Annotated in this window: 15 protein-coding genes and 1 pseudogene; 7 read left to right on the forward strand and 9 right to left on the reverse strand. The window is 60.6% G+C overall.

Translation table 11 applies throughout. The features are described 5' to 3' along the window. Positions 1 to 28: 28 nt before the first annotated feature. Complete coding sequence (locus ACM6IQ_RS07450) at positions 29 to 1,042, forward strand: ABC transporter substrate-binding protein (protein WP_414878398.1); 1,014 nt, start codon at positions 29 to 31, stop codon at positions 1,040 to 1,042. 96 nt (positions 1,043 to 1,138) lie between these two features. Here ACM6IQ_RS07450 and ACM6IQ_RS07455 read toward each other — a convergent pair whose 3' ends face one another. Then, complete coding sequence (locus ACM6IQ_RS07455) at positions 1,139 to 3,271, reverse strand: TonB-dependent receptor (RefSeq protein ID WP_414878399.1); 2,133 nt, start codon at positions 3,269 to 3,271, stop codon at positions 1,139 to 1,141. A gap of 87 nt (positions 3,272 to 3,358) precedes the next feature. After that, positions 3,359 to 3,745 carry a DUF2946 domain-containing protein gene (locus tag ACM6IQ_RS07460; protein WP_414878400.1) on the reverse strand — a complete coding sequence of 129 codons (387 nt, stop codon included), beginning with the start codon at positions 3,743 to 3,745 and terminating at the stop codon, positions 3,359 to 3,361. 91 nt (positions 3,746 to 3,836) lie between these two features. Between ACM6IQ_RS07460 and ACM6IQ_RS07465 the strand changes: the two genes are divergently transcribed. Further along, positions 3,837 to 4,274: a DUF3995 domain-containing protein gene (locus tag ACM6IQ_RS07465; protein WP_414878401.1), complete on the forward strand. Its 438-nt coding sequence runs from the start codon at positions 3,837 to 3,839 to the stop codon at positions 4,272 to 4,274. A 125-nt stretch (positions 4,275 to 4,399) separates the two neighbouring features. Here ACM6IQ_RS07465 and ACM6IQ_RS07470 read toward each other — a convergent pair whose 3' ends face one another. The 6 genes from ACM6IQ_RS07470 to ACM6IQ_RS07495 are packed head-to-tail and all read right to left on the reverse strand — an operon-like array spanning position 4,400 to position 10,463. After that, positions 4,400 to 4,762 (reverse strand): Na+/H+ antiporter subunit G, encoded by a 363-nt coding sequence (locus ACM6IQ_RS07470; protein ID WP_008029177.1) that lies wholly within the window; start codon positions 4,760 to 4,762, stop codon positions 4,400 to 4,402. Then, on the reverse strand, positions 4,759 to 5,037 hold the full coding sequence (locus tag ACM6IQ_RS07475) for a K+/H+ antiporter subunit F (RefSeq protein WP_017339390.1): 279 nt from the start codon (positions 5,035 to 5,037) through the stop codon (positions 4,759 to 4,761). Before ACM6IQ_RS07475 ends, ACM6IQ_RS07470 begins: the two co-directional genes overlap by 4 nt. Continuing rightward, positions 5,034 to 5,522: a Na+/H+ antiporter subunit E gene (locus ACM6IQ_RS07480; protein WP_017339389.1), complete on the reverse strand. Its 489-nt coding sequence runs from the start codon at positions 5,520 to 5,522 to the stop codon at positions 5,034 to 5,036. The genes ACM6IQ_RS07475 and ACM6IQ_RS07480 overlap by 4 nt, the downstream gene beginning before the upstream one ends. Further along, positions 5,519 to 7,204, reverse strand: a complete 1,686-nt coding sequence (locus ACM6IQ_RS07485; protein ID WP_017339388.1) for a monovalent cation/H+ antiporter subunit D — start codon at positions 7,202 to 7,204, stop codon at positions 5,519 to 5,521. Before ACM6IQ_RS07485 ends, ACM6IQ_RS07480 begins: the two co-directional genes overlap by 4 nt. After that, the gene (locus ACM6IQ_RS07490) at positions 7,201 to 7,545 is read right to left on the reverse strand and encodes a Na+/H+ antiporter subunit C (protein WP_003202835.1); all 345 of its coding nucleotides are present in this window, start codon (positions 7,543 to 7,545) and stop codon (positions 7,201 to 7,203) included. Before ACM6IQ_RS07490 ends, ACM6IQ_RS07485 begins: the two co-directional genes overlap by 4 nt. Then, positions 7,545 to 10,463 carry a monovalent cation/H+ antiporter subunit A gene (locus ACM6IQ_RS07495; RefSeq protein WP_017339387.1) on the reverse strand — a complete coding sequence of 973 codons (2,919 nt, stop codon included), beginning with the start codon at positions 10,461 to 10,463 and terminating at the stop codon, positions 7,545 to 7,547. Before ACM6IQ_RS07495 ends, ACM6IQ_RS07490 begins: the two co-directional genes overlap by 1 nt. 501 nt (positions 10,464 to 10,964) lie before the next feature. On the opposite strand from ACM6IQ_RS07495, the gene ACM6IQ_RS07500 reads away from it, so the two are divergent. Further along, positions 10,965 to 11,366, forward strand: a complete 402-nt coding sequence (locus tag ACM6IQ_RS07500) for a hypothetical protein (protein ID WP_414878402.1) — start codon at positions 10,965 to 10,967, stop codon at positions 11,364 to 11,366. 8 nt (positions 11,367 to 11,374) lie between these two features. Continuing rightward, on the forward strand, positions 11,375 to 11,839 hold the full coding sequence (locus ACM6IQ_RS07505) for a hypothetical protein (RefSeq protein ID WP_414878403.1): 465 nt from the start codon (positions 11,375 to 11,377) through the stop codon (positions 11,837 to 11,839). A 53-nt stretch (positions 11,840 to 11,892) separates the two neighbouring features. Here ACM6IQ_RS07505 and ACM6IQ_RS07510 read toward each other — a convergent pair whose 3' ends face one another. Further along, the gene (locus ACM6IQ_RS07510) at positions 11,893 to 12,909 is read right to left on the reverse strand and encodes a DMT family transporter (protein ID WP_414878404.1); all 1,017 of its coding nucleotides are present in this window, start codon (positions 12,907 to 12,909) and stop codon (positions 11,893 to 11,895) included. 15 nt (positions 12,910 to 12,924) lie between these two features. On the opposite strand from ACM6IQ_RS07510, the gene ACM6IQ_RS07515 reads away from it, so the two are divergent. From ACM6IQ_RS07515 to ACM6IQ_RS07525, 3 genes and pseudogenes are all read left to right on the forward strand, one after another. After that, positions 12,925 to 13,488, forward strand: a complete 564-nt coding sequence (locus tag ACM6IQ_RS07515) for a helix-turn-helix domain-containing protein (RefSeq protein ID WP_414878405.1) — start codon at positions 12,925 to 12,927, stop codon at positions 13,486 to 13,488. Between the two features lie 255 nt (positions 13,489 to 13,743). Continuing rightward, positions 13,744 to 13,989: pseudogene (locus tag ACM6IQ_RS07520) on the forward strand (ABC transporter ATP-binding protein); the annotation flags it as partial. A 14-nt stretch (positions 13,990 to 14,003) separates the two neighbouring features. Then, complete coding sequence (locus tag ACM6IQ_RS07525) at positions 14,004 to 15,437, forward strand: FAD/NAD(P)-binding protein (RefSeq protein WP_414878406.1); 1,434 nt, start codon at positions 14,004 to 14,006, stop codon at positions 15,435 to 15,437. The last annotated feature ends 204 nt before the right edge of the window (positions 15,438 to 15,641 follow it).

Here is a 15,641-nt window from a genome sequence, read left to right on the forward strand (position 1 = left end):
TGCTGTGAACAGCACGAGGTGCAAAAGCATGAACGGATTTCGACGGTTGCTGACCGCTGTCCTGGTCGCTTTCGGTATGTGGGGTTCGCCCGTTCCGGTATTCGCCGCCCAGACGCCCATCCACTTCGCCGACCTGAACTGGGAAAGCGGCAGCCTGATCACCGATATCCTGCGGATCATCGTCGAGAAGGGTTACGGGCTGCCGACCGATACCTTGCCGGGGACGACCATCACGCTGGAGACCGCCTTGGCCAAAGATGACATCCAGGTCATTGGCGAAGAATGGGCTGGTCGCAGTCCGGTCTGGGTCAAGGCCGAGGCCGAAGGCAAGGTCGTCAGCCTCGGCGATACGGTGAAGGGCGCCACCGAAGGGTGGTGGGTGCCTGAATATGTGATCAAGGGCGATCCGGCGAAAGGCATCAAGCCGCTGGCGCCGGACCTGCGCAGCGTCAGCGACCTGCCCAAATACAAGGGCGTGTTCAGCGACCCGGAAACCCCGGGCAAGGGGCGGTTCCTCAACAGCCCGATCGGCTGGACGTCGGAGGTGGTCAACAAGCAGAAGCTCAAGGCGTATGGCCTGGATGACAGCTATGTGAATTTCCGCAGCGGCTCCGGGGCGGCGCTGGATGCGGAAATCAGTTCGTCGATTCGTCGTGGCAAGCCGGTTCTTTTCTATTACTGGTCGCCGACCCCCTTGCTCGGGCGTTTCAAACTGGTTCAGCTGGAAGAGCCGCCGTTTGACGCCGAAGCCTGGAAGACCCTGACCGACGCTGATAACCCGAACCCTAAACCGACCCGCTCATTGCCCTCGAAACTGTCGATTGGCGTGTCCACTCCGTTCCAGAAACAGTACCCGCAGATTGCCGAGTTCTTTGCCAAGGTCGATTTTCCCATCGACCCGTTGAACAAGGCGCTGGCTGAAATGAGCGAGAAACACACCCCGCCACGGCAGGCGGCGGAGGCGTTCATGAAGGCGCACCCGGAGGTATGGCAGGCGTGGGTGCCGAAGGATGTGGCGGATAAAGTGTCTGCTGGACTGTAAGCGCTGGCGAAGCCTGCGATCTTTTGATTTTGCTTGTTACGGCAGGATCAAAAGATCGCAGCCTGCGGCAGCGCCTACAGGGAGGCGGTGCTACGACTAAAACCGGGTTTGCACAGCCAGTTCGAAGGTGCGCGGCGTCCCCAGGTAATACGCCGGCGACACATGTGCAAACTCGGCATACACCTCATTGGTCAGGTTGCGCACCCGGCCGGTAACGGTGGTGTGCCGATCGACCTTGTAGCTGAGAAACGTGCCGTACAGCGTGTAAGACGGCACGGTCATCGTGTTGGCGCTATCGGCAAACACCGACGCCACATATCGCGCATCGACACCACCTTGCCATTGCGGCGCGAAGTCATAGGTCAGCCACAGATTGCCGACCCGGTCCGGCACGTTGGTCGGCGTGTTGCCCTTGCGTGACACCACCATACCCGCTGCATTCTTCTCGGTGAACGCGTCGTACCGAGCGTCAACCCAGGCAAAGTTACCTTCGGCCAACAGCTTGTCGGTGATCCGCAGCGAACTCGCCAGTTCGATTCCCTTGGATGTCTGCTGACCCACGGGAATGCTCAGGGTCGGGTCCAGCGGATCAGTGACTGCGAAGTCTTTGCGCTCGATCGTGTAAGCCGCCACTGTCGCCGAACCGCGACCACCCAGATAATCGAATTTGCTGCCGACCTCCCATTGCTTGCCGGTGGAGACATCAAAATCCTGCGTGCCATTGGGCTGTTCAGCGGCGGTGCTGTATTGCACATAGACGTTGGCGTCAGGGATGAACTGCCAGGTCAGGCCGGCGCGGCCGGTCAGCGGTTCCCAACTGCGTTTGAGATGACGTGGATTGCTGGCGGTCACCTGCCGGTGGTTGGTCACGTCCAGGTCTATGTCGTCGTAACGCAGGCCGGTCAGCAACGACAGCTTGTCGGTCAGTGCCAGGCGGTTCTCGACGAACAGTGCCCGGGTGGTGACTTCGTTGGTCTTGTCGCTGACAAAGCCCGGTCGAGTGCCCGGAATGTCGTAGAAGTGCCCGGGCTGAAAGTTGTTCGGATCGACCGTGCTGGCGCCTTTGACGTTCAGCGGTGAGTTGGTGGTCTGGTTGACCTTGTACTCGAAGCCGCCGGACCAGGTCGTATCGAGGCCAAACAGCGTGTTGTCGTGACGCAGTTCGAACTGGTTGCCGTTCTGCTCGCCCTGATGCCGGACCTGATACGCCGTGGAGCGATTCACCGCCCGGTTGTCAGCGCTGTACTGGTAGGTTTCCAGGTTGCGGTAGTCACGCTGACTGTCGAGATGGTAAAGGGTGTTGCGCAGGGTGGTACTGTCGTTGATCCGGTAGTCGATGATCGAGCGCACCCAGATCGTGCGTTGTTCGTAGCGTCCATCCTCGACGTTGTAGTTGTTGAAGCGGTTGTGTTTGTCGATCTTCAGTTCACCGGCCTTGGGGTTGAGCACCGGCGTACCCCAGTAAGGGCTGTCTTCGTGTTCATCCTGATACTCCAGGGCCAGGGTGTGGGACAGGTTCGGCGTCAGGTCACTGAGCAGCGAAAACGCCACGCTCCACGCATCGCGTTCCTGCCGATCGATGTAGCCATTGCCGGTGTTGTGGCTGACGTCGAGCCGGGCGTAATGCTGCACGTCCGCACCGGCTTCACTGAGGGCATGGTTGAGGCCGAATGCGGTTTCGGTGGTGTCGTAAGTGCCGTAGCTGACCCGACCTTCGACTGCTTGCTCTTCACGGGTCGCCAGTCTGGTCACGTAGTTCAGCGAACCTCCTACCGAGCCGGCGCCATTGATCAGCGATGACGGGCCGCCCACCAGCTCCACCCGGTCATAGATCCACGCATCCACGGGCCGGGCAAGGCCACCGGAGACGTTGACGCCATTGAACATCTGGGTGATCTGGCTGCTGGTGAAACCTCGATAGGAAACGAACCCGCCGAACCCCGGCGGCGCGCTGGCATTGACGCCGGGCAGGGTGTTGGCGGCGTCCTGGAAATTCTGTGCACCGTGACGTTCGATGTCGTTGCGGTTGGCGATCGCCACCGAGGCCGGAGTGTCACGCACGCTCAGCCCAAGGCGTGAGGCCATGCCGCTGGATTGATCCAGGCTCAGGCCCGGCTCGGCTGTAGCTTGGCCGTCAATGGTGATCGGTGCGAGGTCCACCGTGGCATGTGCCCAGGTGTTAACGGACAGGCAGCCGCACAGGCTGGCCAGCAAAGAGATGGTTTTCATCGATGAATCCTGAAGACTTGACTAGGAAGCAGCGCACAGGCGAACGCCTCGCGTTGGCGAAGTGAGCTGATTGAAAGGCGAAGGAATTCAGGCGAGCGGCGGGGCGCGGGGGTTGGCCGAAGGCCAGGTGTAGCGAGCGGGGAGGTCAGCGTTGACCACGACCGTCAGGGGCGGGCTGTGTTGTTCCGGGAGGATCGCCAGGGTCAGGCTGGAATTGAGCGCCGGGCCCATGCCACCGGTGGAGCATAATGGGCAACCGAAGGCCTTCGAGAGGGTCGGCAGTTTGTCTTCGGAGGTGTTCGAGGCGACCGGGGCCTGGGTGGCCGGATCGACCGTACAGAACTGGCCGCCGAGGCCGTTGAGCTGCATCCCGACCATTTGCCCGTGACCGATGCTGCAGGCGAACACATTGAACAGGACGCAGCAATACAGCATCCAGGCAATGAGTGAGCGATCGGTCCGGGCGAGTTTCATGGGGCGGCACTTTATCACCGTTGATCATCCGCGCACTTCTAAAAATGCCGACTAGGATGATTCTGTTAAATGCCTTTCAAGGATCCTCGACATGACGTTTGTGTTGGCTCAATGGCTGGTGACCATCTTCGCGGTGATCAGCCTGATACATGTCTACTGGGCGCTGGGTGGCCAGTGGGCTGCCGTGGCGGCGGTGCCGCAGGTGCCGGGGGAGAACGGCGCGAGATCGCGGCCCGCGTTCAAGCCTTCGGGGTGGCTGACGTTGCTGGTGGCTTTAGGATTGCTGCTGATCGCTGTGCTGGTGTGTTTGCGGGTCGGCTGGTGGATGCCGGCGGTGACCCATCAGTCGCTGCAATGGGTGATCAGCGCCATCGCGATGCTGATGTTCGCCCGGGCGATCGGCGATTCGAACCTGGTGGGCTTTTTCAAAGACGTCAAAGACTCGAAATTTGCCCGGCTGGACACGTGGGTCTATTCGCCGTTGTGTGTGATGTTGGGGGCGGGATTGTTGGCCGTTGCCTGGGTATGAGTTGCCTCGACTGACGCCTTCGCGGGCAAGCCCGCTCCCACTGGGATCGTGTAAACGCTGAAGATCCCAATGTGGGGCTGGCCTGCTAGCGATGAGGCCCTGCCAATCAACACAAATCTCTAAACCTAACTTCCGCTCTCGGTCCGCCGGCTACTCACCTCAGCCGGCACATCATCCCCCGCCATACGCTTGCGGAACAACGCTGCCCGCGCCAGTAGCAACGTCGTGACCGGTACGGTAATCGCCAACAGAATCGGGATCAGCCAGGCATGCAACACCGGCCCGGACTTGAGCGCGGAAAAGTAGATGATCGATCCCAGCGCCACGCACCACGCACCCAATGTCGAGGCCAGTGCCGGCGGGTGCATGCGTTGGAAGTAATCCTTCATCCGCACCAGCCCGATCGCGCCGATCAATGCGAAAACACTGCTGAGCACCAGCAGGATCGCCACCGGGATTTCCACCCACAGAGACAGTTCTGCGTTCATTCGATCACCTCGCCACGCAGCAGGAATTTTGCCAGGGCAAACGAGCCGACAAAGCCAAACAGCGCGATCAGCAGCGCCGCTTCGAAGTACGTGTCACTGGCATAACGAATGCCCAGCGTCAGCATCATCAGCATCGCGACGATGTACAGGTAATCCAGCGCCAGAACCCGGTCCTGGGCCGATGGCCCCTTGAACAGGCGGATCAGCGTCAGAACCATCGCCAGCGAAAAAAAGAAAAGGCTCAGCAGAACCGCATTCGACAGTATCGGGCTCATTCGAAGATCTCCATCAAGGGGCGCTCGTAGGTCGCCTTGAAGTGCTGGATGAACAGCGCTTCGTCATCCAGATCGAAGACGTGCAGCAACAGAATGCTGCGATCCAGCGCCAGTTCCGACCAGACCGTGCCGGGCACCACGGTGCAGATCATCGCCAGTGCAGCCAGGCCGTTGGCGTCGCGCAAATCCATCGGCACTTTGATGAACCTTGAGCGCGGCGGGCGCCGAGCAGCGTTCAAAACGCTCCAGGCCACGGCAAGGTTGGACACCAGCACGTCACGTCCGACGATGAAGAACAAACGCAGGATCACGCCGGGACGCCGAATGCGGATTGGCAGTGGCCGCAACTTGCGCATCATCAACGGCGCACAAAACCCGAGTACGGCGCCCAGCAGCAGATTGCCGGGGCTCATCGACAGGTTCAGCAGCAGCCACAACAACCACAGCGCAAGCGACAGCCACGGCGCAGGAAACAGGCGTTTCATGGTTGCACCTCCGCGACTGCGCCTTTGGCTTCCGGACTCGGGACCGCCCGGGTGCCGAGTACCGCCATCACGTACTGCTGCGGATTGTTCAAGGTTTGAGCGGCGGCCTGGGTGTAGCGCAATAGGGGCTCGGCCTTGAAGGTCAGCAGGATGCTCAGGCCCAACAGCGCGATAATTGGCACGCATTCGAACCGTCGCAGCAACGGCGAGGGGCGTTCCTCAGGCGTCCAGAAGCGCTGGATACCCAAACGCGAAAAGGCAATCAGCGACGCCAGCCCGGAGAGAATCAGCAACGCCAGCAAGCCCCACGCGGCGTTCGACACCGGTTCATCTGTCCCGTTGCCCAAGCCCAGCGGGTTGAGCAACGCACTGAGCAAGCCCAGTTTGCCGATGAACCCGGACAACGGCGGCATGCCGATGATCAACAACGCGCAAGCGATGAAGCTCAAACCGAGAAACGCCATGGTCCAGGGAATCACCTGACCGACCACGGCTTTCTGTTCGTCGTCGAGGTTGATGCCTTTGGGCGGTTGCAGGGACTCCAGCGGCCGGGCGATCAGGTCGCCGTCATCGAACAGCGGCATTTCATTGGCCGAACGCGAACGCTCGATCAACTCGGCCAGCAGGAACAACGCGCTTAACGCCAGGGTCGAGCTGACCAGATAGAACAGCGCCGCGCCGATCAGGTTCGGCTGGGCGAAACCGATGGCCGACAGCAGAATACCCGCCGACACCAGAATGCTCAGGCTGGCCATGCGCTCCAGCCGTTGCGCGGCGAGGATCGCCACCGCCGCGCAGACGATGGTCGCCATGCCGCCGTAGATCAGCCAGTCGCCGCCAAAGTACGCCGAAGCGCCGGCCTGACCGGAGAACAGCAAGGTCCACAGGCGCAGCAAGGTGTAGACGCCGACCTTGGTCATGATCGCGAACATCGCCGCCACCGGTGCGCTGGCCGAGGAATAGGCCGGCACCAGCCAGAAATTCAGCGGCCACATGCCGGCCTTGGCCAGGAACGCCACCGCAAGAATCGCCGCGCCGGCATGCAACAGGCCGCGATCGGCTTCCGGCACCAACGGAATTTTCAGGGCCAGGTCGGCCATGTTCAGGGTGCCGGTGACGCCGTAGATCAACGCCGCGCCAATCAGGAACAGCGACGAGGCCAGCAGGTTGATCGAGATGTAATGCAGCCCCGATGACACCCGTGCCCGACCCGAACCGTGGAGCATCAGGCCGTAGGAGGCCGCCAGCAGCACCTCGAAAAACACGAACAGGTTGAACAGGTCCGCCGTCAGGAATGCGCCATACAGGCCCATCATCTGAATCTGGAACAGCGCGTGGAAACTCGAACCGGCGCCGTCCCAGCGGGCCATGGCGAACAGCAGGGCACTGACGCCGATGATTCCGGTCAGCACCAGCATCAGCGCGGACAAACGATCGACCACCAGTACGATACCGAACGGCGCTTGCCAGTTGCCCGGCAGGTATACCCCGATGGAACCGGGCACGCCGGTGGTTTGCGTCCATTGCAGCAACAGCACGGAGATCCCGAGGCCGAGCAGGCTGGAGAACAAGTTGATTTTGGCCTTCAGCGGGCGATGTTTCTCGCCCAGCATCAGCATGACGGCGGCGGTCAGCAGCGGCAGCAGAATCGGTGCGGCGATCAGGTGTGTCATCGCATTCATTCTTTAGGCTCCCGGCCATCCACGTGGTCGGTGCCGGTGAGACCGCGCGAAGCCAGCAGCACCACAAGAAACAGGGCTGTCATGGCGAAACTGATCACGATGGCGGTCAGCACCAGCGCTTGCGGCAGCGGGTCGGTGTAATGCAACAGATCCTGGGGCACACCGTCCTTGATGATCGGCTCCTTGCCGATGAACAGACTGCCCATGCTGAAGATGAACAGGTTGACGCCATACGACAGCAGGCACAGGCCCATGACCACCTGGAATGTCCGTGGCCGCAGTACCAGCCAGACGCCGGACGCGGCCAGCACGCCGATGGCGATTGCGATGACTTCTTCCATCAGACGGCTCCTTTCGTGGCGACGGATCTGGGCAGGGCGGCAGTTTTGTGGCCGCGTACCGATTGGTGGGCGAGGGCGGTGAGGATCAACAGCGTCGAGCCGACCACCACCGAATACACGCCAATGTCGAAGAACAGCGCGCTGGCGATGTGAATGTCACCAAGCAGCGGCAGTTCGAAATGCCAGGTGTGGGTGGTCAGGAACGGGTAACCGACCGCCATCGCCCCGAGCCCGGTGACCGTGGCGAACAACAGGCCCGTGCCCATCCAGCGCAGCGGTCGCAGGCTCATTTGTGCCTCGACCCACTGCGTGCCGGCGACCATGTATTGCAGAATGAACGCCACCGACATCACCAGCCCCGCGACAAAACCGCCGCCCGGCTGGTTGTGCCCGCGCATGAACAGGTAGATCGACACCACGAACGCGATCGGCAGCAGCAGGCGCACCAGCACCGCCGGCACCATCATGAAACCCAGCGCGGTGTCGCTGGCGTGACGCGGGTTGACCAGATCGGTGACCACGTCCGGCGCGAGCAAACGCTGTTGAGCGGGCAGTTGCAGGCTTTCTTTTGGTGGGCGGAAGCGTCGCAGCAGGGCGAACACGGTCAACGCCACGGCCACCAGCACGGTGATTTCGCCGAGGGTGTCGAAGCCGCGGAAGTCCACCAGCATCACGTTGACCACGTTGCTGCCGCCGCCTTCCGGCAGGGCGCGGCTCAGGTAGAACGAGGAAATATCATTGGGCGTCTGGCGCGTCAGCATGGCGTACGACAGCAGCGCCATGCCGCCACCGACGGCAATCGACAGTAGCAAGTCGCGCAGACGCCGGATGCGCGCCTTGCGCAGGGTGCTTGGCAGCGGCGAGACCTCTTCGATCCGTCGCGGCAACCAGCGCAGGCCCAGCAGGATCAGCACCGTGGTCACCACCTCTACCACCAGTTGCGTCAGCGCCAGGTCCGGTGCGGAGAACCAGACAAACGTGATGCACGTCATCAAGCCGCAGACACTGACCATGGTCAGGGCCGCGAGCCGGTGATACTTGGCTTGCCACGCCGCACCCAGCGCACAGGCAATCGCCAGCAGCCACAACGTCACGAACACGATCGAGCCTGGAATCTTCGGCCGGTCACCCCAGCTCAGGCTGCTGTGGAGCATCGGAATCAGCCCGGCCAGCACGGCGGCGAGCACCATCAGGAACAGCTGGGTTTGCAGGCGCTTGGTGCTGATCCGTCGCTCCAGGCGACGGGCCAGGCGCATCATGATCACCAGGCTGCGCTCGAACAGGCGCTTGCCATTGAACAGGCCAATGATCGGCGGGTATTTGAAGCGTCCGCGCTTGAGCTGATTGCGCAGCAGCAGGTACAGCACGATGCCGCCGGACATGGCGATCAGGCTCATGATCATCGGCGCGTTCCAGCCGTGCCAGATCGCCAGGCTGTACTCCGGCAGCGTGCCACCGACGACGGGCAGGGCCGCGGCGGCCAGTAACGAGCCGACCACTTGGGCCGGGAAAATCCCCACGATCAGGCAGGTGAACACCAGCAACTCCACCGGCGCGCGCATCCAGCGTGGCGGCTCGTGCGGGGTGTGCGGCAGGTCGGTGGCGGTCGGACCGAAAAACACGTCGACCGTGAAGCGCAGTGAGTAAGCGACGCTGAACGTGCCGGCGATAGTCGCGACGATCGGCAGGGTCATCTCGACCCAGGCGGTCGCATTGATGAACACGGTTTCGGCGAAGAACATCTCTTTCGACAGGAAGCCGTTGAGCAGCGGCACACCGGCCATGGAGGCGCTGGCGACCATCGCGAGGGTGGCGGTGAACGGAATCAGTTTGATCAGACCGCTGAGTTTGCGAATGTCGCGGGTGCCGCTTTCGTGGTCGATGATCCCGGCGGCCATGAACAGCGAGGCCTTGAAGGTGGCGTGGTTGAGAATATGGAACACGGCGGCGACGGCAGCCAGCGGACTGTTCAGGCCCAGCAGCAGGGTGATCAGGCCGAGGTGGCTGATGGTCGAGTAGGCGAGCAGACCCTTGAGGTCGTTCTGGAACATCGCGCAATACGCGCCGAGCAACAAGGTGCACGCGCCGGCGCCGCTGACGATGTAGAACCATTCTTCACTGCCGGACAGTGATGGCCAAAGGCGCGCCAACAGAAATACCCCGGCCTTGACCATGGTCGCCGAGTGCAGATAGGCCGAGACCGGAGTCGGCGCCGCCATCGCGTGGGGCAGCCAGAAATGGAAGGGAAACTGCGCGCTTTTGCTCAGGGCGCCGATCAGAATCAGGGGTAACAAAATAGGGTAGAGGGCATGTGCGCGAATCAGATCGCCGGCGGCCAGGACCTTGTCCAGGTCATAGCTGCCGACCACATGGCCAAGCAGCATGACCCCCGCCAGCAAGCACAAGCCGCCCGCGCCAGTGACCATCAGCGCCATGTAGGCGCCGCGTCGCGCATCGGCACGGTGGTGCCAGTAGCCGATCAACAGGAAAGAAAAGAGGCTGGTGAGCTCCCAGAAAAACACGATCTGGATCAGGTTGCCGGAAATCACCAGCCCGAGCATGGCGCCCATGAACGCCAGGAAAAACGCGAAGAACCGTGGCACCGGATCGTCCGGCGACATGTAGTAACGGGCGTACAGCGACACCAGCGTGCCGATGCCCAGCACCAGCATCGAGAACAGCCAGGCAAACCCGTCCATGCGCAGAACGAAGTTCAGGCCAAGGCTGGGCAACCAGAAAAATTCTTCGCGAATGACGCCGCCATGGGCGATCTGCGGATACAGGAGAGCGACCTGAATGGTGCCGATCAAGGCAACCAGACCCGCCAACAGCGATTCGGTGTTACGCGCGTTGTGCGGCAGCAAAGCCGCAACACAGCTGCCGATAAAAGGCAGAAGCAGTAGAACTATCAGGGACATAGGCTTCTAATCTGCGGAAGTTTGTGAAGCATCATACGTGCCACTCCCCGGATCGCCAAACGGCAAGCTGTCGCAGAATCCTACACGGTAGATGGAAAAGGCCTGGTTCACATTGTTTCAGAGGTATGTGTTCAGCGAGTCTGGCCCCTTTGACTTGCTCGCGAAGACGATCTTTAAATCGATGGGATCTCAAGCCTTGATCGGGCCGTCAAATGATCGAAAATCCCGCTGGCGCTGAATTTTCTCGCGCTCCGAGACGATAGTGGGTTCTCCAGACACGTTAGTCGGTAATGCCGGCTCCAGCGGTGCCAGCAGTGTTTTTCGCAAACTTCTGCAAGAAAAGACGTTTGTCGAGTTTCAATAAGTTCCCATAACTTGAAGATATGGAACATCTTTAATGGCTGAGTCTACTAAGGCGTCGGGCACGACGCAGGCTGCAAAACAACTGGGGCGCTAGGCAAAACAACCAAGACCAATCAATTGGTGGTTTCTGGTGCTTATATGGAGTTACTGGTTGGTGGTCCTTACACCCGTGACAAAGAGGAGCACCTTTTTGGTCATGCGGCGCTGCGTGTGGTCGTTGGCAGTAAAGACATTACATACGATTTTGGACGATATGGTAAAACCTGGGGAACCTTTGATAGCGAAGGTGAGGGCGTTTTAAACGTCTGGACCTCTTTCAAAACTTACATTTCCGGAGAGAATAGCCTCGGGCGAACAACGACTGGTTTTGTTTATAATCTGGAGCGCTCCAAGGCTGAGCCCTGCACAGTATCGAGAGATGAGAGGTCTTTCCTGGGCCGAGAGGCAGGCGGCTCGCACGCAGAAATGGACACAGGACGGTATTTTTATGCCGGCAGACTTGCAGGCTATGCTCGAAGGAAATACCGAGGCGCGTTATGACAAAAAGAATGTTTATTAATAAATGGATTGCTTTTTGGTTGGTCGGGCTGGTTTTGATTTATGCAGCCGTTTTGACATTTGTTGTGATTAATAACGGTTCGAGGTCACATGATGTGAAAATGATTAAGACTAAAGAGCCATTGCTGATTGAAGGGCCGAATGGCGATGAAAACTACTATGTACTGCCACTCGGTACCACGCTCTATCACGACATGAGCTTCCCCGAAGGACATGACCGCTATGTCGTTTATTTGAATCATAAAGGTGCGATAGCACATGATGAAGTGTCGACGAAGCCGGAGTACGGGGGATCATTTATCGATCCTCTTTGGATTTCAAACATTGATGTAGATACCCTAAAGGAAATCTTCAAACGCTTCCCGCTTTCCAAGGAAGATGTCGTGGCCGCCATAAAATCGAACGAAATTACTCGGGACGATCTCGCGGACATTATCCGGTCATTACCAGAGTAAATTCAGAATAGGTGTGTGTCGGGAGTTGGAGGCTTGAACGTCGATTGAGATTTTCATTTATTTGAATCGACAGGCTCGCTTTCCAGCTCCCCCTCAATTGCCTCACGATCCTTACCCTTGGTCTTCAACTCACTCACAATCACCGCCGCGACAATCAACCCAGCCCCCACCAACGCAATCGCCGGTAACCGCTCCCCGGCGATCCGTCCGACAATCCCGGCCCACACAGGCTCACCGGCATAAATCAACGTCGCCCGCGTCGGCGAAACGCTTTTCTGCGCCCAGTTCATCGCCACCTGAATCGCCGCACTCGCCGCACCCAGGCCGAGGGCGCTGCACAGCAGGAACCATGAGAAGCCCGGAATGACTTCCTGGGTCGGCACCACCATCAAAAACGCCAGCACCGACGTGGTCGCCAGTTGCACCACCGTGACCCGCCGCACATCGACCTGGCCGGCGTAAGTGCTGATCAGGATAATTTCAGCGGCAATCGCAATGGCGCTGATCAACGTGGCGATTTCACCAGGGCTGAAGTTGAACGACGCGCCGGCCGGTCCCGACAACAGCATCAGCCCGGTAAACGCCAGCATGATGCCGATGCTCGGCATCAACCCCGGACGCCGTCCCAGCACCAGCCATTGCAGCAACGGCACGAAGGGCACATACAACGCGGTAATGAAGGCCGACTGGCTGCTGGGGATGCTCTGCAACCCGACCGTCTGCAAGCCATAACCCAGCATGATCGCCACACCGATAAAGGCGCCGGCCTTGAGTTCGAACAGGGTCAGTTCCCGCAGATGACGCCAGGAAAACAACGAGACGATAATCGCCGCCGCCGCAAAGCGCAGGCCGACGAAGAACATCGGGCCGCTGACGGTCATGGCGTGCTGCACCAGCAAAAAGGTGCCGCCCCAGACCATGGTAATCAGCACCAGCACGCACTCGGCCTTGCTGAACCGGGAGAATCGGGAAGAAGCCAGGGAGGAGTTCAACGACGTCATGACCTTGCGCGCTACCTGAGGGCGACGCACAATGCGCCGAATGTTGCGCAGTATACTGCCCAACCCCATCGAGTGAGCAATATAGTGCACAAAGATTCAACGCAACGGGCTTCGGTCCTTCAGCACGTCAGCCTGAACGTTCGGCGCCTGCGCCACGCGGCCGACATGAGCCAGACTGCGCTGGCGGAAAAGTCCGGGGTCAGTCGCCGCATGCTGGTGGCCATCGAGGCCGGCGAGAAGAACGTCAGCCTGACCACCCTCGACCGCGTAGCCGAAGCGCTCGACGTCGCGTTCAGCGACCTGATCCAGGCCCCGGATGCCCGCGACCCGAGCCGCATCAACGAAGTGGCCTGGGCGGGGACGATTCCCGGCAGCAAGGCCGTGTTGCTGTCCAAAGCCACCGCCACCCGCGAAGTGGAACAATGGGAATGGTGCCTGCAACCGGGCGAGATTTACCCGTCGCAACCGGATGCCGATGGCTGGAGCGAGCAGATTTATGTCTTTGAAGGCTGCCTGACCCTGATGCTCGGCGATACGCCCCACAACATTTCCGCTGGTGAGTTCTATATGTTTGCCAGCAACCAGCCGCACGCCTATCGCAACGATGGGCCGGTGGCTGCACGATTCGTGAGAAACGTGGTGATCTAACTGTTCGCCGATCAAGGATGGACATATTGCTGGTTTGAAGCTGCGCCCATGACAACCTCTTGGTTTGTCTGGCGCAGCAACTCTGGCTCGCTCAGGGCCATCCCTGCTCAGTTTCAACGACTTGCACAGACCGGTGGAAACCCCGCAACGGCTCAACCGCTGGAGCAAGAGCTCGCCACTGTGGAACGAAGGCGATTTCCGGGCTGGTGCGCGCCGAGCGGGTGGAGGTCTATCGCGGGGTGATTGAGTTTCGCGGTCGCGCTTGATGAACCTTCCATGGGATTGGCGCCTATTATCGTCCAGGAGATTTTCGAGATCGTCGCCCAGCTCAATCGCGACGAGCAGGTGAGCTTCCTGATTGCCGAGCAAAACATTAATGTGGCGTTCAAGTGCACGTCACAGGACTATGTCCTCGATACCGGCCGGGTGGTGTTGTCCGGCAGCAGCGAAGCGTTGCTGGCGCGGGGCGATCTGCATGACTTCTATCCAGGTAAACACTGAACATTGAGAACGCCATGACTGAAACCCGAAGCGGACAGACGACCGACGTCATCCGCCACGCAGACATCCTGATCATCGGCGGCGGCCTCAGTGGCGCGATGCTCGCGGCGCAGTTGTTGCGTTTGCCCGGCAAGCGCTCGTTGTTGGTGATCGAGCCCCGCGCTGAACTCGGCCGGGGCGAGGCGTACAGCGCGGTCGAGTTGGGCCATACGCTCAACGGCAACGCGGCGCGCATGAGTGTCGACCCGGACAATGCCGATGACCTGACTCAGTGGCTGACCGAGTACATCGTGGCCGGAGGCTGGCCGGAGTCCGATGAGCAGCATGTGCCGGTCAGCGAACTGTTTCCGCCACGGGGGATTTTCGGTTTGTACGTGCAGCAGCGCCTGGCCGAGGCGCAAGCGGTGGGCGCCTTGAATGGCTCGACCGTCGAACATGTACGGGCCGAGGTGGTTGACCTGCAAGCGCTGGACGATTCGGTGCGGCTGAGCTTGAGCGACGGCCAGCGGTTGCAGGGTGGGTATGCGGTGCTGGCCACGGGAATGTTCCCTGCTGCTCGTACGCCGCAGACAGAATCCAGCGGTTTGAACGCTGCGGCACTCGATCCCTGGGATGTCGCGGCCATGCGTCAGCTCGACCCGCAATCGACGGTGCTGATCATTGGATCGGGCCTGACCATGGTCGATGCCGTGGTGTCGCTGGAACAGGCCGGGCATCGCGGGCCGATCGAAGTGTTTTCCCGGCATGGGCTGCTGCCGCATGTGCGTCGGCAACCGCCGGCCTGGGCGGATTTTCTGGCCGAGGATCACAGCATTCGCACGCCGCGACAGTTGGTGCGCGAACTGCGCCGGCATTGCCGGGATGCCATTGCGCAGGGTATCGACTGGCAGGCGCCGCTGGATACGGTGCGGGCGCACATCGGCCGTTTGTGGCATCAGGCAACGGACGTGCAGCGTCGGCAGTTTGTACGGCATGTGCGGCCGTGGTGGGAGAGTCATCACCACCGTTCGCCGCCGTTGAGTGCGGAGTTGGTGGCGCGGTTGCACGGGGAAGGGCGGTTGCGGATTCAGGCGGCTTCGTACAAGGGGCTTGAGCCTTCTTCGTGTGATCAGGTGAGCATTCGGATTCGCCGTCGTGGTGAAGCTGAAACGGTGGTTGTCAGCGGGGCGGCGTTGATCAATTCCAGTGGCATCGAGTACGACTGGCGGCGAGTGGCGCGACCGTTGCCGCAACAGTTGCTGGCGCGCGGCCTGGTGCGGCCGGGGCCGCTGGCGCTGGGTATTGCGGCGACGGTCGATGGCGCGGTGCTGGGGGGAGATGGGCGGGTTGTCGCTCGGTTGTTTGCCATGGGGCCGCCGTTGCGGGGGATGTGGTGGGAGAGTACGGCGGTGACTGATGTGGCTAGTCAGGCGAAGGCTCTGGCTCTGCGTCTGGCGGGGTCGAGGTAGCGGGCATTTCGCCCCTGGCGTACGGGGGTGTCTAGCCATACCCTTGCTCCGCGGGTTGCCCACTGCCGGCCTGAAGTCCGTCAGGATCATCGACGCTGAACACCAGTGTCATGCCTGACAAAATTCCCCTGTGGGAGCTAGCCTGCTAGCGATGGACGTTAACGATAACGCGTGCTGTCTGAATGAACGCGATGTCCGGGCGTC

Source organism: Pseudomonas sp. IT-P100 (genome assembly GCF_949767185.1).
Taxonomy (GTDB): domain Bacteria; phylum Pseudomonadota; class Gammaproteobacteria; order Pseudomonadales; family Pseudomonadaceae; genus Aquipseudomonas; species Aquipseudomonas fluorescens_B.